Source organism: Streptomyces sp. NPDC049813 (assembly GCF_044465085.1).
GTDB lineage: Bacteria > Actinomycetota > Actinomycetes > Streptomycetales > Streptomycetaceae > Streptomyces.
In genome coordinates this window covers 14,227-37,022 of record NZ_JBITLI010000016.1, presented here as the reverse complement: position 1 = coordinate 37,022, position 22,796 = coordinate 14,227, and the positions used below count along the sequence as shown (strand labels likewise).

General features: G+C 71.8%; 15 protein-coding genes. 9 read left to right on the top strand and 6 right to left on the bottom strand.

What is annotated here, in order from left to right:
* Positions 1-53: 53 nt before the first annotated feature.
* Both ACIBW6_RS27975 and rpsA read right to left on the bottom strand, forming a co-directional pair.
* Entirely contained in the window at positions 54-992 is a 939-nt protein-coding gene (locus ACIBW6_RS27975; protein WP_399064303.1) for a PAC2 family protein, read from the bottom strand.
* 242 nt (positions 993-1,234) lie between these two features.
* A complete protein-coding gene (gene rpsA, locus ACIBW6_RS27970) occupies positions 1,235-2,749 on the bottom strand; it encodes a 30S ribosomal protein S1 (RefSeq protein ID WP_399064301.1) in 1,515 nt (504 codons plus the stop codon).
* Positions 2,750-3,148: 399 nt separating this feature from the next.
* Here rpsA and ACIBW6_RS27965 point away from each other — a divergent pair, with 399 nt between their 5' ends.
* Positions 3,149-4,015 carry a class I SAM-dependent methyltransferase gene (locus ACIBW6_RS27965; protein ID WP_399064299.1) on the top strand — a complete coding sequence of 289 codons (867 nt, stop codon included), beginning with the start codon at positions 3,149-3,151 and terminating at the stop codon, positions 4,013-4,015.
* Positions 4,016-4,019: 4 nt separating this feature from the next.
* Complete coding sequence (locus ACIBW6_RS27960; RefSeq protein ID WP_399064298.1) at positions 4,020-6,971, top strand: ATP-dependent helicase C-terminal domain-containing protein; 2,952 nt, start codon at positions 4,020-4,022, stop codon at positions 6,969-6,971.
* On the opposite strand, the gene ACIBW6_RS27955 is transcribed toward ACIBW6_RS27960, so the two are convergent.
* From ACIBW6_RS27955 to polA, 4 genes are all read right to left on the bottom strand, one after another.
* A complete protein-coding gene (locus ACIBW6_RS27955; RefSeq protein ID WP_399064296.1) occupies positions 6,961-7,989 on the bottom strand; it encodes a DUF3068 domain-containing protein in 1,029 nt (342 codons plus the stop codon). The two genes, ACIBW6_RS27960 and ACIBW6_RS27955, sit on opposite strands and share 11 nt — an antisense overlap.
* 29 nt (positions 7,990-8,018) lie before the next feature.
* A complete protein-coding gene (locus tag ACIBW6_RS27950; RefSeq protein ID WP_399064294.1) occupies positions 8,019-8,153 on the bottom strand; it encodes an SPW_0924 family protein in 135 nt (44 codons plus the stop codon).
* A gap of 159 nt (positions 8,154-8,312) precedes the next feature.
* Entirely contained in the window at positions 8,313-10,103 is a 1,791-nt protein-coding gene (locus tag ACIBW6_RS27945) for a lytic murein transglycosylase (RefSeq protein WP_399064292.1), read from the bottom strand.
* Positions 10,104-10,757: 654 nt separating this feature from the next.
* Positions 10,758-13,427, bottom strand: coding sequence for a DNA polymerase I (gene polA, locus ACIBW6_RS27940; RefSeq protein WP_399064559.1), 2,670 nt, complete (start codon positions 13,425-13,427; stop codon positions 10,758-10,760).
* Between the two features lie 260 nt (positions 13,428-13,687).
* On the opposite strand from polA, the gene ACIBW6_RS27935 reads away from it, so the two are divergent.
* From ACIBW6_RS27935 to ACIBW6_RS27905, 7 genes are all read left to right on the top strand, one after another.
* On the top strand, positions 13,688-15,967 hold the full coding sequence (locus ACIBW6_RS27935) for an FdhF/YdeP family oxidoreductase (protein ID WP_399064290.1): 2,280 nt from the start codon (positions 13,688-13,690) through the stop codon (positions 15,965-15,967).
* Positions 15,968-16,030: 63 nt separating this feature from the next.
* Positions 16,031-16,492 (top strand): PaaI family thioesterase, encoded by a 462-nt coding sequence (locus ACIBW6_RS27930; protein WP_399064288.1) that lies wholly within the window; start codon positions 16,031-16,033, stop codon positions 16,490-16,492.
* A 522-nt stretch (positions 16,493-17,014) separates the two neighbouring features.
* Entirely contained in the window at positions 17,015-18,259 is a 1,245-nt protein-coding gene (locus ACIBW6_RS27925) for a branched-chain amino acid ABC transporter substrate-binding protein (RefSeq protein WP_399064286.1), read from the top strand.
* A 125-nt stretch (positions 18,260-18,384) separates the two neighbouring features.
* Positions 18,385-19,314, top strand: a complete 930-nt coding sequence (locus tag ACIBW6_RS27920) for a branched-chain amino acid ABC transporter permease (protein ID WP_356491241.1) — start codon at positions 18,385-18,387, stop codon at positions 19,312-19,314.
* Positions 19,315-19,319: 5 nt separating this feature from the next.
* Positions 19,320-21,110 carry a branched-chain amino acid ABC transporter permease gene (locus ACIBW6_RS27915; RefSeq protein WP_399064284.1) on the top strand — a complete coding sequence of 597 codons (1,791 nt, stop codon included), beginning with the start codon at positions 19,320-19,322 and terminating at the stop codon, positions 21,108-21,110.
* A gap of 5 nt (positions 21,111-21,115) precedes the next feature.
* On the top strand, positions 21,116-22,012 hold the full coding sequence (locus ACIBW6_RS27910; protein WP_399064282.1) for an ABC transporter ATP-binding protein: 897 nt from the start codon (positions 21,116-21,118) through the stop codon (positions 22,010-22,012).
* Complete coding sequence (locus tag ACIBW6_RS27905) at positions 22,009-22,725, top strand: ABC transporter ATP-binding protein (RefSeq protein WP_399064280.1); 717 nt, start codon at positions 22,009-22,011, stop codon at positions 22,723-22,725. Before ACIBW6_RS27910 ends, ACIBW6_RS27905 begins: the two co-directional genes overlap by 4 nt.
* The last annotated feature ends 71 nt before the right edge of the window (positions 22,726-22,796 follow it).

Here is a 22,796-nt window from a genome sequence, read left to right as displayed (position 1 = left end):
GCGAAAGCTTAGGGCCTGCCCGGCGGGAGCGGTGCGGCCCGGCGCCGGGCCGGTCAGAGGTCGCCTTCGCGCTCGGCCAGGAACTTCTCGAACTCCAGGCCGATCTCGTCGGCGGAGGGAATCTCCACCGGTTCGGCCAGCATGTTCCCCCGGGACTCGGCGCCCGCGGCCGCGTCGTACTGGTGCTCAAGACCCTGTACGAGCGCGACCAGCTCCTCGTCGCCCTCCTGGATCTGCCGGTCGATCTCCGTCTGGGTCCGGTGCGCCTCGGTCCGCAGTCCGTGGGCGATGCCGGGCAGGACGAGCCCGGTCGCTGCGGTGATCGCCTCCAGGACGGTGAGCGCGGCGTCGGGGTAGGCGGAGCGCGCGATGTAGTGCGGGACGTGCGCGGCGACACCGAGGACGTCGAACCCGGCCTCCATCAGCCGGTACTCCACCAGCGCCTCGGCGCTGCCGGGCACCTGCGCCTCGTCGAACGGGCTGCGGTGGCCGGGGACCAGCTCGGTGCGGTTGCCGTGCGGGGTCAGGCCGACGGGGCGGGTGTGCGGGACGCCCATCGGGATGCCGTGGAAGTTCACCGCGAGGCGCACGCCGAGCCGCTCCACGATCTGCTGCACGGCGGCCGCGAACCGCTCCCACTCGACGTCCGGCTCGGGCCCCGCGAGGAGCAGGAAGGGGGCGCCGGTGGCGTCCTGGACGAGCCGCACCTCCAGCGAGGGCACTTCGTAGGCGCTCCAGCGGTCACCCTTGAAGGTGAGCAGCGGACGCCGGGCCCGGTAGTCGACCAGGCGGTCGTGGTCGAAGCGGGCCACGACCTGGTGGGGCAGCGAGTCGAGCAGCCGGTCGACGATCTGGTCGCCGGTCTCACCCGCGTCGATGTACCCGTCGAAGTGGTAGAGCATGACAAGGCCGGCGGACTCCTGGGCGAGCGCCATGTCCACTACGGCGAGGCCCTTCGGCTCCCATGTGTACAGATCCTGCGCATCAAGCACTGTGACCGCTCCTCCTCGTGTTCATCGGAAGAACGCCGAAGAGGGCCCCCACATTCCCGCCACCCGTGGAGAGGGGCATGCGAAGGGCCCCGCCAGGGGCGCGGGGAACGGCGCGAGCAACCACGCACCACGCGCACCCGCGACCGACGAAGAACCCCCACGGCGCGAGAGCGCAAAAAAACAGTGGGCCCGCACCAAAAGGTGCGGACCCACTGCTCAACTACCTGCTAGCGCAGAGCGATTCAGCTCTGGCCGCCCGCAAGCTTCTCGCGAAGCGCGGCGAGCGCCTCGTCCGAGGCGAGCGCGCCGGAGTTGTCGTCCGACTCCGAGGAGTACGAACCGCCACCGCCGCCGCTGCCACCGGCGGCGACCGGAGCCGCACCCGTGGTGGAAGCGCCCTCGGCCTCGGCCTGGGCGTCCGCCTCGCGGCTCTTGATGACCTGGGCCTGGTGCTGCTCGAAGCGCTGCTGCGCCTCGGCGTACTGGCCCTCCCAAGCCTCGCGCTGGGTCTCGAAGCCCTCGAGCCAGTCGTTCGTCTCGGGGTCGAAGCCCTCGGGGTAGATGTAGTTGCCCTGGTCGTCGTAGGACGCGGCCATGCCGTACAGGGTCGGGTCGAACTCGACGGCCGACGGGTCGGCGCCGAAGGCCTCGTTGGCCTGCTTCAGCGAGAGGCTGATGCGACGACGCTCGAGGTCGATGTCGATGACCTTGACGAAGATCTCGTCGTTGACCTGGACGACCTGCTCCGGGATCTCCACGTGGCGCTCGGCCAGCTCGGAGATGTGCACCAGACCCTCGATGCCCTCGTCCACGCGGACGAACGCACCGAACGGAACCAGCTTCGTGACCTTGCCGGGCACGACCTGGCCGATCTGGTGGGTGCGGGCGAACTGCTGCCACGGGTCTTCCTGCGTCGCCTTCAGCGACAGGGAGACACGCTCGCGGTCCATGTCCACGTCGAGGACCTCGACGGTGACTTCCTGGCCGACCTCGACAACCTCGGACGGGTGGTCGATGTGCTTCCAGGACAGCTCGGAGACGTGCACCAGACCGTCGACGCCACCCAGGTCCACGAAGGCACCGAAGTTGACGATGGAGGACACGACGCCGGAGCGGACCTGACCCTTCTGGAGGGTCGTGAGGAACGTCTGGCGGACCTCGGACTGGGTCTGCTCGAGCCAGGCACGGCGGGACAGGACCACGTTGTTGCGGTTCTTGTCCAGCTCGATGATCTTCGCCTCGAGCTCCTTGCCCACGTAGGGCTGGAGGTCGCGGACGCGGCGCATCTCGACGAGGGAGGCCGGCAGGAAGCCACGGAGGCCGATGTCGAGGATGAGACCACCCTTGACGACCTCGATGACGGTACCGGTGACGATGCCGTCCTCTTCCTTGATCTTCTCGATGGTGCCCCACGCACGCTCGTACTGCGCGCGCTTCTTCGAGAGGATCAGGCGGCCTTCCTTGTCCTCCTTCTGGAGAACCAGGGCCTCGATCTCGTCGCCGACCGCGACGACCTCGTTCGGGTCGACGTCGTGCTTGATCGAGAGCTCGCGGCTCGGGATGACACCTTCGGTCTTGTAACCGATGTCGAGGAGGACCTCGTCCCGGTCAACCTTGACGATGACGCCGTCGACGATGTCGCCATCGTTGAAGTACTTGATCGTCTCGTCGATGGCGGCGAGGAAAGCTTCCTCGTTACCGATGTCGTTGACCGCAACCTGCGGGGTGGTGGCGGTGGTCTCGGTGCTGCTCGTCATGTGGGAAAGGGCTCCGGCGGACATTGAAGTCGTAGGTACTGCTACGCCGGGAGCCTGTTTCGCACCGAAGAAGCCGGACAGCCTTGGAAGCGCCGAATCCCTGGTCGTGATCTCCACAACCGTGGTGGCGCCTCGACAACCGAGGGGACATGCAACAGATGCGAGCACAGCCTGCTATGTCTGAGGTGCGCAGGCCCGCAGCGCAACTTGTAGCATACGGGGGCTGCCGGGCAGGGTCAATGTCGCGAAGGCGCACACCCGGGGCGAACGCCGCATACCCGGCACAAAACCTGTCGCACGAGGCTACGAGGGGCGCAGCGCCCGCCGTGGACGCCCTCCTGTCGCGGCGTTGGACGGAAGAGTACGACGAGGGAGCCCATCATCCAAGAGCCCGGACCAATGGAAGCGCGCGCGCAGGCGCACCCGTCGGCGTCGTCGGTGGACGACGAGTCGACGGCCACCCGGCGCGACGCGGGGACCACGGAGAGTTCGCGGGCCAACCGCGGCTGGTGGGACCGGAACGCGGACGACTACCAGGTCGAGCACGGCACGTTCCTCGGGGACGACCGGTTCGTCTGGGGCCCCGAGGGCCTGGACGAGGTGGAGGCCGAACTCCTCGGCCCGGCCGAGGAGCTGGCCGGCAAGGACGTCCTGGAGATCGGCGCGGGCGCGGCCCAGTGCTCGCGCTGGCTCGCCGCCCAGGACGCGCGGCCCGTCGCCCTCGACCTCTCGCACCGCCAGCTCCAGCACGCGATGCGCATCGGCGGCGGCAAGGTGCCGCTGGTCGAGGCGGACGCCGGGGCGCTGCCCTTCCTGGACGCCTCCTTCGACCTGGCGTGCTCCGCCTACGGGGCGCTCCCCTTCGTCGCCGATCCCGTACGGGTACTGCGCGAGGTGCGCCGGGTGCTGCGGCCCGGCGGCCGGTTCGTCTTCTCGGTGACGCACCCGATCCGCTGGGCCTTCCCCGACGAGCCCGGCCCGGAGGGGCTGACCGTCTCCGCCTCCTACTTCGACCGCACCCCTTATGTGGAGCAGGACGAGGAAGGGCGCGCCGTCTACGTGGAGCACCACCGCACGGTCGGGGACTGGGTCCGGGCGGTCGTGGCGGGCGGCTTCCGGCTGCGGGACGTCGTGGAGCCGGAGTGGCCGGCCTGGAACACCCAGGAGTGGGGCGGCTGGTCCCCGCTGCGCGGGAACCTGATCCCCGGTTCGACGATCTTCGTCTGCGAGCGGGACACCGCGCCCGCCGGAGGTGCTGGAGACTGAGCGGATGATCCGCGCCGACCTCCTCGACCAGCTGCCCGTACGGACCGCCCTGCCCGCGCTGCGCGACGCGCTCGACGGGGGCGGGGCGGCCGTGCTCGTCGCGCCGCCGGGCACCGGCAAGACGACACTCGTCCCGCTGGTGCTCGCCGGGCTCCTGGAGGACGGCGCTCCCGCGCGCCGGGTCGTCGTCGCCGAGCCGCGCCGGATCGCCGCGCGGGCCGCGGCCCGGCGGATGGCGTGGCTCCTGGGCGAGCGGGCCGGGGAGCGCGTCGGCTACACGGTGCGCGGCGAGCGGGTCGTCGGGCCCCGCACCCGCGTGGAGGTCGTCACCACCGGCGTGCTGCTGCAACGCCTCCAGCGGGACCAGGAGCTGCCCGGCATCGACGCCGTCATGCTCGACGAGGTGCACGAGCGGCACCTGGACGCGGACACCGTCGCGGCGTTCCTGTGCGACGTACGAGAGGCGCTGCGGCCGGAGCTGCGGCTGGTCGCGGCGTCGGCGACGACGGACGCCGCGGGGTGGGCGGCGCTGCTCGGGGGCGTCCCGGTCGTCGAGGCCGCCGGCGTCTCCCATCCCGTCGACGTCGTCTGGGCGCCGCCCGCGCGTCCGGTGCGGCCGCCGCACGGGACGCGCGTGGACCCGGCGCTGCTGACGCACGTGGCGGCGACCGTGCGGCGGGCGCTCGCGGAGCGGGCCGGGGACGTGCTGTGCTTCCTGCCGGGCGTCGGCGAGATCGCGCGGGTGGCGGGGCAGTTGGGCGGACTCGGCGACGTGGACGTGCTCCAGGTGCACGGGCGGGCGCCCGCCGCGGTGCAGGACGCGGTGCTCACGGCCGGGGCGCGGCGGCGGGTGGTGCTCGCGACGGCGGTCGCGGAGTCGTCCCTGACGGTGCCCGGGGTGCGGGTCGTGGTGGACGCGGGTCTCGCCCGCGAGCCGCGGGTGGACCACGCGCGCGGGCTCAGCGCGCTGACGACGGTACGGGCCTCGCGCGCGACCGGGGCGCAGCGCGCGGGCCGGGCCGGACGGCAGGCCCCCGGGGCGGTGTACCGGTGCTGGGACGAGGCGGAGGACGGGCGCCTTCCGCGGTTCCCCGCGCCGGAGATCAAGGTGGCCGACCTGACGGCGTTCGCGCTCCAGGCGGCCTGCTGGGGTGATCCGGGGGCCGCGGGCCTGGCCCTGCTCGACGCGCCGCCCGGCGGCGCGATGGCGGCCGCGCGCGAGGTCCTCGTCGCGGTCGGCGCGGTGGAGCCGGACACCGGGCGGGCCACGGAGCGCGGCACCCGGCTGGCCCGGCTCGGCCTGCATCCCCGGCTGGGCCGGGCCCTGCTCGACGCGGCGCCCGTGGTGGGCGCCCGGCGCGCGGCGGAGGCGGTCGCCCTGCTCAGCGAGGAGCCGCCGCGGGAGTACGGCGACGACCTCGCGGGCGCGCTGCGGGCGGCCCGGCGCGGGGGCGACGCCTACGGCGCCCGGTGGCGCCAGGAGACGCGGCGCCTGACGGGCCTGGTGGAGAGCGCCGGACCGGCGGGACGCCGTACGGAGGGCGAGCACGAGGGGGCGGCCGCAACCGCGGGACGCCGTACGCAGACCGGGCACGAGGGGGCCGCGCCCGCGGGACGACGTACCGAGGCTGGGCACGGCGGGGGCGCGCCCGCGGGACGCCCCACGGAGACTGGGGGCGACGGGGCCGCGCCCGCGGGACGACGTACCGGAGCTGGGCACGACGAGGGCGCACCCGCGGGAAGACGTACCGGAGCTGGGCACGACGAGGGCGCACCCGCAGGACGCCCCACGGAGACTGGGGGCGACGGGGCCGCGCCCGCGGGACGACGTACCGGAGCTGGGCACGACGGGGACGCACCCGCGGGACGGCGTACCGGGGCTGGGCACGACGAGGGCGCGCCCGCGGGACGCTCCACGGAGACTGGGGGCGACGGGGGCACACCCGCGGGACGCCCCACGGAGCAGAGCCGCGACGGGGCCGGCGAGGACCGTGTCGCCGGGATCGTCGCCGCGCTCGCCTTTCCCGAGCGTCTCGCCCGCAGGTCCGGCGGGTCGTATCTGATGGTGTCCGGGACGCGGGCCGACCTCGGGGACGGCTCCGCGCTGCGGCACGCCGAGTGGGTCGCCGTGGCCGTCGCGGACCGGCCGGTGGGGGCCGGGCACGCGCGCGTGCGGCTCGCCGCGGCCGTCGACGAGGACGTCGCGCGCCGGGCGGCCGCGCCGCTGTACGCCGAGGGCGACGAAGTGGCGTGGGCCGACGGGGAGTTGGTGGCCAGGAACGTGACCCGGCTCGGCGCCGTCGAACTGGCGGTGCGCCCGCTGAGGAAGGCTGCGCCCGCCCTCGTACGCGGCGCCCTGCTGGAGGGGTTGCGGCGCGAGGGGCTGGGGCTGCTGCGGTGGGACCGGGAGGCCCAGGCGCTGCGGCAGCGGCTGGCCTTCGTGCACCGGCACGCCGGAGAGCCGTGGCCCGACGTGAGCGACGCGGGGCTGCACGCGCGCGTGGACGACTGGCTGGAGCCGGAGCTGAGCCGGGCCCGGCGCCGGGCGGACCTGGCGCGGATCGACGCGGGGCAGGCGCTGCGGCGGCTGCTGCCGTGGGCGGGCGGGGTCGCGGCGCGCCTCGACGAACTGGCGCCGGAGCGCATCGAGGTGCCCAGCGGTTCGCGGATCCGCGTCGACTACGCCGATCCCGGGCAGCCGGTGCTGGCGGTGAAGCTCCAGGAGATGTTCGGGCTCGACGCGACGCCGCGGGTGGCCGGGGTGCCGGTCCTGGTGCATCTGCTCTCCCCCGCCGGGCGGCCCGCCGCGGTCACCGCCGACCTCGCCTCCTTCTGGCGGCAGGGGTATCCGGCGGTGCGGGCCGAGCTGCGCGGGCGCTATCCGAAGCATCCGTGGCCGCAGGACCCGGCCGCGGCGGAGCCGACGCGGTTCACGAACGCGCGGCTCAGGCGGTGACCGGCCGCGGTCCGGGCGTGCCCCTCTCTCCCGGCTCCCCAGGCTCCCCCGGCTCCCCGGGCTTTTCCGGGTCCGCGGGCCGCCGGCTCCGGGCCTCCAGCCACAGGGCGAGGGCCAGCAGCAGCACCCCGAGGGCGAGCAGCCCCCAGGGCAGGTACGAGGTGAGCAGCAGCACGAGGGTGCGCTGCGAGGTGACCAGGTCGACGGTGGACTCGATGTAGTCCTCGCGCATCTTGACGTCCCCGGCGAACGCGGTGACCTTGTCCTTGCCGCCGAGCAGCGTGCCGCCGCGCATCTCCTCCTTGTGCTTCTCCTCGCCGTAGACGGGGGCGCCGGTCGTCGGGTCGACCAGGAACGTGCGGTCGGTCGTGTACCACATCTGCGTGCCGGTCGCGGCGATGGACCGCGCGGTGATGCCCGCGACGGGAAGCTTCTTGGGGAAGGGGACCTTCGTCCACGGCACGGTCTGCTCGAAGCGGTAGACCCGCACCCCGCGGAAGGTCTCGGTGCCCTTGTAGTGGATGGGGCGGGTGGTGCGGGCGCGCGCGTCGAAGTACTGGTAGTCCCGCTTCTCCGTCAGGAAGGGCCACTTGAACTCGATGCCCTCGCGCGTGACCCGGTCGCCGTCGACGGACTCCCCGGTGGCGTGCACCGGCTCCTGGCTGTGGGCGTCGAAGATGTAGCGCTCGGGGATCTGGGAGACGAACTTCCCGTCGGGGCCCACGATGTAGCTGAGCCCGTCCCAGACGACGACGTCGCGCCCGGCGCTCTTCTCGATCTTCTCCGACTCCTCGACGTTGCCCTTCAGGGTCTGCACGACGGTGAGCCGGGGGACCTTCTCGGCCCGCATGGTGCCGTAGTCGATGAGGGTGGCGTCCTTCGCCTCCAGGGCCATCGTCTGGTACTGGCCGGCCGGGACCTTCGCGAGACGCGGGAAGGCGTACCAGCGCAGCAGCGGGGACAGCGCCGTGCAGAACACGGCGAGGGCGAGCAGGATCAGGCTGGCCTTGCGGCGCATCTCGGCGGCCCTCCTCGGCGGCGGTCGCGCTACGGGTGGGCGGGGACGGTGGTCAGCAGCGGTTTCGGGGACGTCTCGCCCGGCGGGGAACCGATCGCCGTCACGGCGAGGACGAGGGCGAAGGCGCTGGCGAGTCCGATCGCCGCGGCGACGAAGGCACGCATGTCCGACCTCCCGGCATTGCGACGGCACACGGAATCTGATGAGGCGTCAGGCCTCGGGGTCGGTGCACCGTAGCAATGCCGGGCGCAGATGAGAACAGGTCGCACGCACGACGGAGCCCTCCGGCCCCTGGGGGCGGGAGGGCTCCGTCGTTGCGCGGGTCAGGCGGAGGGGCTCGCGGAGGCCGAGGGGGCGTCGGAGGCGCCGCCGGACGGGGCCGCCGTCACCTTCAGTTCGACGGTGAGCGTCGCGCCGCCCGTCGTCTGTACGCGCAGCAGGAACGTGCCGGCCGTGCCGGCCGCGTACAGCTTCGGCAGCTTCAGCAGGCCGTCCGCGCCGGTCTTGAGCCCGGTGAGGGTACGGACCTGCTTGCCGGCCGCGTCCTTGAAGTAGGGGCCCTTGTCCGCCTCGGCCGGGTCGTCGGCCGCCTTGACGAGGGTCGCGGTCGCGGCGACACCGTCGGCGACGGCTCCCTTGTACGTCGCCTTCACCTCGACGGCGTCGGCGAACTCCTGGCCGGCGACGCAGCTCAGTTCCTTCGTGCTGGTGCGGGCCAGCGCGTCGGCGGCCCGCGCGGTGACGGTCGCCGTGTGGTCGAGCGCGGGCAGGGAACGGCCGACGACGGTGGCGCGGACGGTGAAGTCGCCGGTCTTCTCGCCCGCGGTGAGCACCGGAGCGGTGGCCACGCCCGCGCTGTTCGTGGTGACGACCGCGGCCGCGGCGCCGCCGGTGAACCGGGCGTCCGTCCCGCCCTCGACGGTGAACCGCACCTTGACCTTGGCCACGCCCTTGCCCTTGGCGTTCTGCGGGCGCACCGTGACGCGCTCGCCGAAGGCGTCGCCCGCCATGGCGGACAGCTTCCCGGTGCCCGCGTCCGCGAGCTTGGTGACGGTCTCGGCGGGGGCCGGCGCGGGCGGGTCGGACGGGTCCGACGGGTCCGACGGGTCCGACGGGTCAGCCGGGTCAGACGGGTCGGTGCCGCCGGAGCCCGGCGTCCCGGTGCCACCGGGGGGCGGAGTCGGGCCGGGCGTGCCGGGCGGCGTCGTGCCCGGGGCGGGGCTGGGGCTCGTGCTCGGGGTCGTGCTGGGGCTCGTGCTCGGGTTCGGGCTCGCGGGAGCGCTCGTGCCGTTGCCGCCGCTCGGGCCGGCCGGCAGGACACCGGTGCCGTTCGGGACCTCGTGCACGCCCTTGCGGTAGTACTCCAGCCACCTCAGGACGAGGGCGACGTACTCCGAGGAGTTGTTGTAGCTGAGGATCGCCGTGGTCAGGTCGTCCGCGTTCGACAGGTCCCAGTCGAACCGGCACAGGTAGTGGCCGGCGGCGAGGGCCGCGTCGTAGACGTTGTTCGGGTCCTTCTTGCCGTCCCCGTTGCCGTCCCGGCCCGCCCACTCCCACGTGGAGGGGATGAACTGCATCGGGCCGACCGCGCGGTCGTGCTCGGTGTCGCCGTCGTACGTGCCGCCGTCGGTGTCCTTGATCATGGCGAAGCCCTGGCCGTTGAGGGCCGGGCCGAGGATCGGCTTGATCGTCGTACCGTTCGCGTCCACGTTCCCGCCGCGGGCCTGGCCGGACTCGACCTTGCCGATCGCGGCGAGCAGCTGCCACGGCAGGTTGCAGCCGGGCTTGCTGACCGCCAGCTCGGCCTCGGCCTTCTTGTACGCGTCCAGGACGGTGGCCGGGATGCCCGACTCGGAGTCCCCGCCGCCGCCCGGTCCGGGCGAGACGGTGGGCCCCGCGGTGGGGCTGTCGAGCGGCGGCAGGTCCGTGTAGTAGTCGGGGCCGGTCGCCGCGTCGGGCGTCGGGTCCTGGGCGTGGTCCGCTCTGGACTGGCCGTCCGGCAGCGGGGCGGTCACGCCCGGGGCCTGTGACGCGGACAGCGCCGCCACCGCCGCGGCGGCCACCGCTGCGGTCATCGCGCTCCTGCGCAGCCTCCTGCCGAATACCGCCGCCATACTGCGAACCCCTCCCGTAACCCGTCCGACCGGTCTGCCCGGTCCGTCCCCGCTCGGCGGGACGTCCGGGGTCCCGCGCTCCCCAGCGCATGGACCCCGCCGACACTACGACAACTTCTGCCGCCCAGACACCTGTTCGCGCCCGCTATTCACCGATTGCTCATGTACGCGGTGGGGCTGGCGCGCAGTTCCCCGCGCCCCTGAAAACACGGCCCGTCCGGGGCCGCCAGGTCCCGATCCCGCGCGCGGGCCCGGTGGGGGCTGAGCGCGCAGTTCCCCGCGCCCCTATAAACACGGCCCGTCCGGAGCCGCCAGGTCCCGATCCCGCGCGCGGGCCCGGTGGGGGCTGAGCGCGCAGTTCCCCGCGCCCCTGGAGATGCGCACTTCGTGCGCGACCTCCAGCGCCCACGAGAACCCGGGCCCGGGCACACCCCGCCAGGGGCGCGGGGAACTGCGCGACCAGCCCCCACCGGGCCCGCACCACACAAACAACCGCACCCCGCCAGGGGCGCGGGGAACTGCGCGACCAGCCCCCACCGGCCGGCACCGCACAGAACAACCGCAGCCAGCCCCCGCCGGGCGGGACCGGGCGGGACCGGGCGGAGCCAGGCGGCTCGGGACTCGGGCCCGCCTGGTTCCCGCGCCCGCCGGAGGCTAGTGCGCGGCGGACTCCCAGTCCCGCCCCACCCCCACGGACACATCCAGCGGCGCCCGGAGGGCCACCGCTCCGGACATCTCGCGCCGCACCAGCTCCTCCACCGCCGGGGCCTCCCCAGGAGCGATCTCCAGGACGATCTCGTCGTGGACCTGGAGCAGCATCCGGGACTTCAGCCCCGCCTCGGTGAGCGCCCGGTCGACGTTGAGCATCGCGATCTTCACGATGTCCGCCGCCGTGCCCTGGATCGGCGCGTTCAGCGCCATCCGCTCGGCCATCTCCCGGCGCTGCCGGTTGTCCGAGTTCAGGTCGGGCAGGTACCGGCGGCGGCCCAGCATGGTCTCCGTGTACCCGGTGGCCCGCGCCTCGTCGACCGCCCGGCGCAGATAGTCCCGCACGCCGCCGAACCGCTCGAAGTACGTGTCCATCAGGACCCGCGCCTCCGCCGGCTCGATGTTCAGCTGGCCGGAGAGGCCGAAGGCGGACAGCCCGTAGGCGAGCCCGTACGACATCGCCTTGATCTTGCGGCGCATCTCCGCGTCGACCGCGTCCCCGGGGACGCCGAACACCTGGGAGGCGACCGTGGTGTGCAGGTCCTCGCCGGAGTTGAACGCCTCCAGGAGGCCCGCGTCCTCCGACAGGTGGGCCATCACGCGCAGTTCGATCTGGCTGTAGTCCGCCGTCATGAGGGACTCGAAGCCCTCGCCGACGACGAAGCCGCGCCGGATCGCCCGGCCCTCGTCGGTGCGGACCGGGATGTTCTGCAGGTTCGGGTCGGTGGAGGAGAGCCGGCCGGTCGCGGCGACCGTCTGGTTGAACGTGGTGTGGATGCGGCCGTCCGCCGCGATCGTCTTGATCAGGCCCTCGACGGTGACCCGCAGCTTGGCCTGCTCGCGGTGGCGCAGCATGATCGCGGGCAGTTCGTGGTCGGTCTGCGCGGCGAGCCAGGCGAGCGCGTCGGCGTCCGTCGTGTACCCGGTCTTGGTCTTCTTCGTCTTCGGCAGGTCCAGCTCGCCGAAGAAGACTTCCTGGAGCTGCTTGGGCGAGCCGAGGTTGAACTCGTGGCCGACGGAGGCGTGCGCCTCTTGCACCGCCTGCTGCACGGCGCCCGCGAACATCTGCTCCATCTCCTGCAGGTGCGGGCGGTCGGCGGCGATGCCGAACCGCTCCAGGCGGGCCAGGAGCGCGGAGGTGGGCAGCTCGATGTCGGTGAGCAGCCCGGCCGCGCCGACCTCCTTCAGGCGCTCGCCGAACGCCTCGCCCAGGTCGAGGATGGCCCGGGCCTGCACCATGAGCGCGTCGGCCTCGGCCTGGTCGTCCTCCTCGCTGCCGAAGGCGAGCTGCCCCTCGGCGGCGGCGGCCGGGGCCAGCTCGCGACCCAGGTACTCAAGGGAGAGCGCGTCCAGCGCGAAGGAGCGGCGGCCGGGCTTGACCAGGTAGGCGGCGAGCGCCGTGTCCATGGTGATGCCGTCCACGCTCCAGCCGTGCTCGGCGAGGACCCGCATGGCGCCCTTGGCGTTGTGCAGCACCTTCGGCCGGGCCGGGTCGGCGAGCCAGGCCGCGAAGGCCTTCTCGTCGGCCTCGTCGAGCTGGGCGGGGTCGAACCAGGCGGCCTTGCCGCCCGCGGCGGCGAGCGCCACCTCGGTGACCGAGCCGGTCCCCAGCGCCCACGTGTCGACGGAGGCCAGGCCCAGGACGGCCGTGCCGTGCTCGGCCAGCCACGGCGCGAGCTCCCCGGTGGCCAGGACCGTCCCGTCGACGTCCACGCCCGGCTCGGCCGGCGCCTCCTGGGCCTCCGCGGCGCCCGGGTCCACGGCGAACAGCCGCTCGCGCAGCGACGGGTTACGGATCTCCAGGGTGTCCAGGATCATCGCGATCGCCGTCCGGTCGTACGCCGTGCGCTCCAGGTCGCCGACGCCCTTGGGCAGCTCGACGTCGCGGACCATCTCGGTGAGCCGGCGGTTGAGCTTGACGGCCTCCAGGTGCTCCCGCAGGTTCGCCCCCGCCTTGCCCTTGACCTCCTCGGCGCGCTCGACCAGGTCGGCGAAGGAACCGAACTGGTTGATCCACTTCGCCGCGGTCTTCTCGCCGACCCCGGGGATGCCCGGCAGGTTGTCCGACGGGTCGCCGCGCAGCGCCGCGAAGTCCGGGTACTGGGCCGGCGTGAGCCCGTACTTCTCGAAGACCTTCTCCGGGGTGAAGCGGGTCAGCTCGGAGACGCCCTTGGTCGGGTACAGCACCGTCACGTGGTCCGAGACGAGCTGGAAGGAGTCGCGGTCGCCGGTGACGATGAGGACGTCGAAGCCCTCCGCCTCGGCCTGGGTGGCGAGCGTGGCGATCACGTCGTCGGCCTCGAAGCCGTCGACGGCGAAGCGCGGGGTGTGCATCGCGTCGAGCAGCTCGCCGATCAGCTCGACCTGCCCCTTGAACTCGTCCGGGGTCTTCGACCGGTTCGCCTTGTACTCGGTGAACTCCGCGGAGCGCCACGTCTTGCGGGAGACGTCGAACGCCACCGCGAAGTGCGTGGGCGCCTCGTCGCGCAGCGTGTTCGCCAGCATCGAGGCGAACCCGTAGATCGCGTTCGTCGGCTGGCCCGTCGCCGTCGTGAAGTTCTCCGCGGGCAGCGCGAAGAACGCCCGGTACGCCAGCGAGTGCCCGTCCATGAGCATCAGCCGGGGGCGCCCGCCCGCACCACTGCCCGTCGCCTTCGTCGCGGTTGTCTTCGCCGTCTTTGCTGCTTTCTCTGCCACGTCCCCGATCCTGCCACGCCCCACTGACAGCCCGGTCCATCCCGGACCGGGCGGGGGCCCTGTCAGTCGTACGTGCGAGGATCGGAGACGTACCTCACACAGCGGTGCGGCGGCGTCCGACCCCCGCGCCGCGGCACCGCACAGCACGCCCGCAGGACCAGCTCGAAGGGGAGCCAGCCATGGCCAGCAAGCCACCCGCGTCCGATCCGGTTCAGGACGCACCGCAGGTCCTCGCGCCGCAGCACCACGCGGCGGGCCTGCCGGCCGTCCGGCACTCCCTGAAGATCGCCCGCGAGCAGATGGGCGTGAAGCGCACTGCCCTGACCCTGTTGCGCGTCAATCAGAAAGAGGGCTTCGACTGCCCCGGCTGCGCCTGGCCCGAGCCGGAGCACCGGCACGCGGCGGAGTTCTGCGAGAACGGCGCGAAGGCGGTCTCCGAGGAGGCCACCCTGCGCCGGGTCACCCCCGAGTTCTTCGCCGCGCACCCGGTCGCGGACCTGGCGACGCGCTCCGGGTACTGGCTGGGCCAGCAGGGCCGCCTCACCCACCCCGTGTATCTGGCCGAGGGCGCGGACCGCTACGAGCCGGTGACGTGGGAGCGGGCCTTCGACATCGTCGGCGAGGAGCTGGCCGCGCTCGCCTCCCCGGACGAGGCGGTCTTCTACACCTCGGGCCGCACCAGTAACGAGGCGGCGTTCCTCTACCAACTGTTCGCCCGCGAGTTCGGCACGAACAACCTCCCCGACTGCTCGAACATGTGCCACGAGTCGTCCGGGTCCGCGCTGACGGAGACCATCGGCATCGGCAAGGGCAGCGTCCTCCTGGAGGACCTCTACAAGGCCGACCTGATCATCGTCGCCGGGCAGAACCCGGGCACGAACCACCCGCGCATGCTCTCCGCCCTGGAGAAGGCGAAGGCGGGCGGCGCGCGGATCATCTCCGTGAACCCGCTGCCCGAGGCGGGCCTGGAGAAGTTCAAGAACCCGCAGACGCCCAAGGGCCTCACCAAGGGCGCCTCCCTCACCGATCTGTTCCTGCAGATCCGGCTCGGCGGTGACCAGGCCCTCTTCCGCCTCCTGAACAAGCTGGTCCTCGACACCCCGGGCGCCACCGACGACGCCTTCATCGCCGAACACACGCACGGCTACGAGGAGTTCGCCGCGGCCGCCCGCGCCGCCGACTGGGACGAGACCCTCACGGCGACCGGCCTGTCCCGCGCGGACATCGAGCGCACCCTGGAGCTGGTCCTCGCCTCCAAGCGCACCGTCGTCTGCTGGGCGATGGGCCTGACCCAGCACAAGCACTCCGTGCCCACCATCCGCGAAGTGGTCAACTTCCTGCTGCTGCGCGGCAACATCGGCCGCCCCGGCGCGGGCGTCTGCCCGGTGCGCGGCCACAGCAACGTGCAGGGCGACCGCACCATGGGCATCTTCGAGCGCCCCGCGCCCGCCTTCCTGGACGCCCTGGAGAAGGAGTTCGGCTTCGCGCCGCCGCGCGAGCACGGCTTCGACGTCGTCCGCGCCATCCGCGCCCTGCGCGACGGCGAGGCCAAGGTCTTCTTCGCCATGGGCGGCAACTTCGTCTCCGCCTCGCCCGACACCGACGTCACCGAGGCGGCGATGCGCCGCGCCGCCCTCACCGTCCACGTCTCCACGAAGCTGAACCGCTCGCACGCCGTCACCGGTGCCCGCGCCCTGATCCTGCCCACGCTCGGGCGCACCGAGCGCGACCTCCAGGACAGTGGCGAGCAGTTCGTCACCGTGGAGGACTCCATGGGCATGGTGCACGCCTCCCGCGGCCGCCTGGAGCCCGCGAGCCGGCACCTGCTGTCCGAGCCCGCCATCGTCGCCCGCCTCGCCCGCCGCGTGCTCGGCGCCGGATCGGCCACGCCCTGGGAGGAGTTCGAGAAGGACTACGCGACGATCCGCGACCGCATCGCCCGCGTCGTCCCCGGCTTCGACGACTTCAACGCGCGCGTGGCCCGTCCGGACGGCTTCGCGCTGCCGCACGCCCCGCGCGACGAGCGCCGTTTCCCCACCGCCACCGGCAAGGCCAACTTCACGGCCGCGCCCGTCGAGTACCCGCGCCTGCCCGCGGGGCGGCTGCTGCTCCAGACCCTGCGCTCGCACGACCAGTACAACACCACGATCTACGGCCTCGACGACCGCTACCGCGGTATCAGGAACGGCCGCCGGGTGGTCCTGGTCAACGCCGAGGACGCCAAGGACCTCGACCTCGCCGACGGCTCCTACGTCGACCTGGTCAGTGAGTGGCGTGACGGTGTCGAGCGGCGCGCCCCCGGCTTCCGCGTCGTGCACTACCCCACGGCGCGCGGCTGCGCGGCCGCGTACTACCCGGAGACGAACGTGCTGGTGCCGCTGGACGCCACCGCGGACACCAGCAACACCCCCGCGAGCAAGTCCGTCGTCGTCCGCCTGGAACAATCGGCCACCGACTGAGCGTTCGCTCAGTCGTCGAGCAAGTACGCGTGTCAGCAGGTACGACGGACGGAGCCGAGCCCCATGGGCGAGCAGAACCACGTGAAGTTCCCGCAAGAGGTCATCGACGAGTACGCGACGCTCGGCGTCGACCTGCCCGCCCTCTTCTCGGCCGGGCACCTCGGCACCCGGATGGGCGTCGAGATCAAGGAAGCCGCCGCGGACCGCGTCGTCGGCACGATGCCGGTCGAAGGCAACACACAGCCGTACGGCCTGCTGCACGGCGGCGCCTCCGCGGTCCTCGCCGAGACCCTCGGCTCCGTCGGCTCGATGCTGCACGGCGGCCCCGGCAAGATCGCCGTCGGCGTCGACCTGAACTGCACGCACCACCGCGGCGCCCGCTCCGGCCTCGTCACCGGCGTGGCCACCCCCGTGCACCGGGGGCGCTCCACGGCGACGTACGAGATCGTCATCACCGACGAGCAGGACAAGCGGGTCTGCACGGCCCGCCTGACCTGCCTCCTCAAAGACGCGCCCACCGCCTGACGCCGCCTCACCTCCGGCCCCGCACCTCCCCCTCGGGGGTGCGGGGCCGTTGTGCTGCCGGGCCGGAACCCGCCCCCGTGACGGTGCGCTGCACCCAGCCGACCGAACTTACGCGTTCGTAACACACAGTTACCGTGATCGTCACGCGGCCCCACCCCCACACACCGACCCGCACTACACCCCCGCCACCCCCAGCACAACCCCTCGTACGGCCCGATCTCACCCCGGAACCGCAATCAAGATCATCTCAAGTCCCTTAGCGGAACAGGGCGTTCTCACATTGCGAACACGCGAGTGCGGTATGCATACGCCCCAATCGCCCCCACTGCACCCACCCGATGACGACCCGGCATAACAAGAGCGTCACATCCTCTCCCGCACCACTCCCTCCTCTGCGACCTGCGCTTATAGTCACGGCCAGTCACCGCGCCGCCGGGCGCGTCCATTGCACGGCCCCTGTACCACCAGTACGGCCCGGCGAGACACACGATCCCCGCCCCGGGGATCGCGCCAGGGAGAGGAATGATCGTGCGACACCGTTCTCTGCTCATACTCACCACCGTGCTCACCACCGGAGCACTCACGCTCACCGCCTGCGGATCGCGCGACGACGACGACAAAGGGTCGAGCAGCGACAAGAAAACCACCGTCGTCATCGGCGTCGACGCCCCGCTGACCGGCGCCAACTCCGCGACCGGCCTCGGCATCCAGTACGGCGTGCAGATCGCCGTCGACGACGCCAACAAGAACAACACCGTCCCCGGCGTCACCTTCCAGGTCAAGGCGCTGGACGACAAGGCCGTCCCCGCCACCGGCCAGCAGAACGCCACGGGACTCGTCGCCAACAAGGACGTCCTCGGAGTCGTCGGCCCCCTCAACTCCGGTGTGGCCACCTCCATGCAGCAGGTCTTCGCGACGGCGAACCTGGTCCAGATCTCCCCCTCGAACACGGCGCCCGAGCTCACCCAGGGCAAGAACTGGCAGACCTCCAAGAAGCGCGCGTACAAGACGTACTTCCGCACCGCCACCACCGACGCCCTCCAGGGCGGCTTCGCGGCCGACTACGCGTACAACACGCTCAAGAAGAAGAAGGTCTACGTCGTCGACGACAAGCAGACCTACGGCGCCGGCCTCGCCAAGCTCTTCACCGCCGGCTTCAAGAAGGCGGGCGGCAAGGTCGTCGGCACCGACCACGTCACCACCATCTCCAGCGGCGGCAGCAGCGACTTCGGCACCCTCGTCACCAAGATCAAGAACAGTGGCGCCGACCTCCTCTACTACGGCGGCCAGTACGACGAGTCACAGGTCCTCACCAAGCAGCTCAAGGACGCCGGCGCCAAGATCCCGCTCTTCGGCGGCGACGGCATGTTCACCCCGACCTACATCAAGACCGCCGGCAAGACCTCCGAGGGCGACCTCGCCACCTCCGTCGGCGTCCCCGTCACCACCCTGCCCGCCGCCAAGGACTTCGTCGCCACCTACAAGGCCAAGAAGTACCCCGGCGACTACGGCACCTACGGCGGCTACTCCTACGACGCCGCCAGCGCCATCATCAAGGCCGTCGGCAAGGTCGTGAAGGACGGCGACGTCCCCTCCGACGCCCGCGCCAAGATCGTCGACGAGGTCCAGAAGAGCAAGTTCGACGGCATCGCCGGACCCGTCGCCTTCGACCAGTACGGCGACACCACCAACAAGCAGCTGACCGTCTACCAGGTCAGCAACGGCGAGTGGAAGGCCGTCAAGAGCGGCACCTACGACGCCGGCTGACCCACCCCCGCACCGCACGCACCACCCACCACGCACCACCTGGGGCCGCGCGGCCACGACGACCCGTCACCGCGCGGCCCCACCCATCTCCCTGCCCCAGACTTCCCACCCATGGAGGCCACGCGGTGAACACGCTGCCGCAGCAGCTGGCCAACGGGCTGTTCCTCGGCTCGATGTACGGGCTGATCGCCATCGGTTACACGATGGTGTACGGCATCGTCCAGCTCATCAACTTCGCCCACGGCGAGATCTTCATGACCGGCGGCTTCGGCGCCCTCACGGTCTACCTCGCACTCCCCGACGGCATATCCATGTGGATAGCCCTCCCCGCCATGCTCATCGGCGGCGCCCTCGTCGCCACCCTCATCGCCGTCGGCGCCGAACGCTTCGCCTACCGGCCCCTACGCGGCGCCCCACGCCTGGCGCCACTGATCACCGCGATCGGCCTCTCCCTCGCCATCCAGCAACTCGTCTTCAACCTCTACCCCGACGCCAAGAGCGCCCGCGTCTTCCCCCAACTCCCCTTCGGCCCCTACCACCTGGGCTCCATCCGCATCCAGAGCGGCGACATCTTCCTCATCATCGCCGCCCCCCTGTGCATGGCCCTCCTCGCCTTCTTCGTCCGCCTCTCCCGCACCGGCCGCGCCATGCAGGCCACCGCCCAGGACCCGGACACCGCCCAGCTCATGGGCATCGACACCAACCGCATCATCGTCATCGCCTTCGCCATCGGCGGCGTCTTCGCGGCCGTCGCCGGCGTCGCCTACGGCGTCAAGTACGGCTCCGTCCAGTACGACATGGGCTTCGCCGCGGGACTCAAGGCCTTCACCGCCGCCGTCCTCGGCGGCATCGGCAACATCTACGGCGCCATGCTGGGCGGCGTCGTCCTCGGCCTCGCCGAAGCCATGGCCACCGCCTACATCGCCGACGTCCCCGGCATGGAACAGTTCGGCGGCCAGGGCTGGGCCTCCGTCTGGGCCTTCGTCCTGCTCATCCTCGTCCTGCTGCTACGACCACAAGGCCTGCTCGGCGAACGCGTCGCGGACAGGGCGTGACCACCATGACCACACACACCGCACCCCGGACGACCGACACCCCCGGCGGCCTCGTCCCCCTGCCCTTCGGCGCCGCCCGCCTCCTCATCGCCGCCGGCGCCCTCGCCACCATCGCCAGCACCTTCATGTCCTGGACCTGGACCGACGAGTTCCCCGGCGACCTCACCGTCTACGGCTACCCCGCCGGACTCCAGATCGTCGCCCTCGTCGCAGGACTCCTCACGCTCCTGTTCGCCCTGCGGCTGTGGGACGTACGAGGAGTGCGCTGGCTCAACCCGGCGGGCGCCGCATCCCCCCTCCTGCTCGCCGCCCTCGCCGCCTTCACCGTCTGCTGGTTCGCGGCCATCGCCATCACCGTCGACCTCGGCGGCCTCGCCAACCTCGACCCCGGCGCCTACGTCGCCGCCGTCGGCTCCGCACTCCCCGTCCTCGGCGCCCTCGCCCTGCCCCACCCCGGCCACGGCATCAAGGACCACCTCCGCAAACCCGACCAGCCCGCCGCCACCCGCGAACTCGCCCCCTGGCTCCAGCGCCTGGTCATCACCGCCGGCATCGCCCTCGCCCTGATCGCCTTCACCTACGGCATCGGCATCGACGACGACGACAGCGAGACCTTCGTCGGCTTCGCCCTCCTCGTCCTCTTCGCCACCTGGGCCCTCCTCCACGCCGGCCTCCTCGACCGGTTCACCACCCTCTCCACCCGCCACAAGGGCTTCGCCGCCGGCATCGCCTTCCTCGCCGCGGCGATCTTCCCCTTCACCCAGAGCGACGACCACAACGCCAACCTCGGCGTCAACATCCTCATCTTCGCCACCGTCGCCCTCGGCCTCAACATCGTCGTCGGCCTCACCGGCCTCCTCGACCTCGGATACGTCGCCTTCCTCGGCGTCGGCGCCTACGCCGCCGCCCTCGTCTCCGGCTCCGAGTTCTCCCGCTTCTCCGGCGTCCAGTTCCCCTTCTGGGCCGCCGCGCTGACCGGCATGGCCGCCTCCCTCGTCTTCGGCGTCCTCATCGGCGCCCCCACCCTGCGGCTGCGCGGCGACTACCTCGCCATCGTCACCCTCGGCTTCGGCGAGATCTTCCGCATCGCGGTCAACAACATGGACGGCTCCTCAGGACCCGACATCACCAACGGCCCCGACGGCATCCCCTCCATCCCCGACCTGGAGATCTTCGGGTTCAACCTCGGCGCCAGCCACGACGTCGCCGGCTTCACCCTCGGCCGCTTCGCCAACTACTTCTTCCTGATGCTCCTCATCACCGCGCTGGTCGTCCTCGTCTTCACCCGCGCCGCCGACTCCCGCATCGGCCGCTCCTGGATCGCCATCCGCGAGGACGAGACCGCCGCCACCGCCATGGGCATCAACGGCTTCCGCGTCAAACTCATCGCCTTCGCCCTCGGCGCCACCCTCGCCGGGCTCGCCGGCACCGTCAGCGCCCACGTCACCTACAGCGTCGTCCCGAGCCCCTACCAGTTCGCCGGCGCCGCACCCCCCAACTCCGCCTTCCTGCTCGCCGCCGTCGTCCTCGGCGGCATGGGCACCGTCAGCGGCCCGCTCCTCGGCGCGTCCTTCCTCTACCTCATCCCCGAGAAGCTCACCTTCCTCAAGGAGTACGAGCTCCTCGCCTTCGGCATCGCCCTCGTGCTCCTCATGCGCTTCCGCCCCGAAGGCATCATCGCCAACCGGCGCCGGCAGCTCGAGTTCCACGAGACCGGCCAACTCGACATCCCCGAACAACAGAGCCTGCCCGACAGCACCACCGGCGCCGCCAAGGCGACCAAGGCAGGAGCGTGAGACCCATGACGACACCCACCACACCCACGACGCCCGCGACCACCCGCGCCGTGCTCGAAGCCAGCAACGTCACCATGCGCTTCGGCGGACTCACCGCCGTCCGCTCCGTCGACCTCACCGTCAACCAAGGCGAGATCGTCGGCCTCATCGGCCCCAACGGCGCCGGGAAGACCACCTTCTTCAACTGCCTCACCGGGCTCTACGTCCCCACCGAAGGCAAGGTCACCTACAAGGGCACCGTCCTGCCGCCCAAACCCCACCTCGTCACCAAAGCGGGCATGGCCCGCACCTTCCAGAACATCCGGCTCTTCGCCAACATGACGGTCCTGGAGAACGTCCTCGTCGGCCGCCACACCCGCACCAAAGAGGGCCTCTGGTCCGCGCTCCTGCGCGGCCCCGGCTTCAAGAAGGCCGAAGCCGCCTCCGAAGAACGCGCCATGGAACTCCTCGAGTTCATCGGCCTCGCCCACAAGCGCGACCACCTCGCCCGCAGCCTCCCCTACGGAGAACAGCGCAAGCTGGAGATCGCCCGCGCCATGGCCAGCGAACCCGGACTCCTCCTCCTCGACGAGCCCACCGCCGGCATGAACCCCCAGGAGACCCGCGCCACCGAGGAACTCGTCTTCGCCATCCGCGACAAGGGCATCGCCGTCCTCGTCATCGAGCACGACATGCGGTTCATCTTCAACCTCTGCGACCGCGTCGCCGTCCTCGTCCAGGGCGAGAAACTCGTCGAAGGCACCAGCGACGTCGTCCAGGGCGACGAACGCGTCATCGCCGCCTACCTCGGCACCCCCTTCGAGGGCGCCCCCGAGGACACCGCCCTCCAGGACGTCCAAGCCGCCGAGGCCCACGCCGCCGAAGGCACGACAGAAGGCCCTTCGGAAGGAACGAACCAGTGACCGCCCTGCTGGAAGTCGAAGACCTCAAGGTCGCCTACGGCAAGATCGAAGCCGTCAAAGGCATCTCCTTCACCGTCGAAGAAGGCCAGGTCGTCACCCTCATCGGCACCAACGGCGCCGGCAAGACGACGACCCTGCGCACCCTGTCGGGCCTCCTGAAGCCCCTCAGCGGAAAGATCTCCTTCAACGGGCAGCCCCTCAACGGCATCCCGGCCCACAAGATCGTCGCGATGGGCCTGGCCCACTCCCCCGAAGGGCGACGCATCTTCCCCCGCCTGTCCATCCTGGAGAACCTCCAGCTCGGAGCCTTCCTCCGCAAGGACACAGCCGGAATCGAGAAGGACCTCCAGCGCGCCTACGACCTCTTCCCCATCCTGGGCGAACGTCGCAAACAAGCCGCGGGAACCCTCTCCGGCGGCGAACAGCAGATGCTCGCCATGGGCCGCGCCCTCATGTCCCAGCCCAGACTCCTCATGCTGGACGAGCCCTCCATGGGCCTCTCCCCCATCATGATGCAGAAGATCATGTCCACCATCGTCGAACTCAAGTCCCAGGGCACGACGATCCTGCTCGTCGAACAGAACGCCCAGGCGGCGCTCTCCCTCGCCGACCAGGGCCACGTCATGGAGGTCGGCTCCATCGCCCTCTCCGGCACCGGACAGGACCTCCTCCACGACGAATCGGTCCGCAAGGCGTATCTGGGCGAGGACTGACCCGGCCCCTGTACGTGCCTGAGGCCCGCCTCCCGAATCCGTACCGGGGAGCGGGCCTCAGCCACGAGGTG

Excerpts from the sequence above, each read along its gene's own strand:
- rpsA (WP_399064301.1), bottom strand. The coding sequence starts at position 2,749 with ATGACGAGCAGCACCGAGACCACCGCCACCACCCCGCAGGTTGCGGTC.
- ACIBW6_RS27965 (WP_399064299.1), top strand. The coding sequence starts at position 3,149 with ATGGAAGCGCGCGCGCAGGCGCACCCGTCGGCGTCGTCGGTGGACGAC.
- ACIBW6_RS27960 (WP_399064298.1), top strand. The coding sequence starts at position 4,020 with ATGATCCGCGCCGACCTCCTCGACCAGCTGCCCGTACGGACCGCCCTG.
- ACIBW6_RS27955 (WP_399064296.1), bottom strand. The coding sequence starts at position 7,989 with ATGCGCCGCAAGGCCAGCCTGATCCTGCTCGCCCTCGCCGTGTTCTGC.
- ACIBW6_RS27950 (WP_399064294.1), bottom strand. The coding sequence starts at position 8,153 with ATGCGTGCCTTCGTCGCCGCGGCGATCGGACTCGCCAGCGCCTTCGCC.
- ACIBW6_RS27945 (WP_399064292.1), bottom strand. The coding sequence starts at position 10,103 with ATGGCGGCGGTATTCGGCAGGAGGCTGCGCAGGAGCGCGATGACCGCA.
- polA (WP_399064559.1), bottom strand. The coding sequence starts at position 13,427 with ATGCTCATGGACGGGCACTCGCTGGCGTACCGGGCGTTCTTCGCGCTG.
- ACIBW6_RS27935 (WP_399064290.1), top strand. The coding sequence starts at position 13,688 with ATGGCCAGCAAGCCACCCGCGTCCGATCCGGTTCAGGACGCACCGCAG.
- ACIBW6_RS27930 (WP_399064288.1), top strand. The coding sequence starts at position 16,031 with ATGGGCGAGCAGAACCACGTGAAGTTCCCGCAAGAGGTCATCGACGAG.
- ACIBW6_RS27925 (WP_399064286.1), top strand. The coding sequence starts at position 17,015 with ATGATCGTGCGACACCGTTCTCTGCTCATACTCACCACCGTGCTCACC.
- ACIBW6_RS27915 (WP_399064284.1), top strand. The coding sequence starts at position 19,320 with ATGACCACACACACCGCACCCCGGACGACCGACACCCCCGGCGGCCTC.
- ACIBW6_RS27910 (WP_399064282.1), top strand. The coding sequence starts at position 21,116 with ATGACGACACCCACCACACCCACGACGCCCGCGACCACCCGCGCCGTG.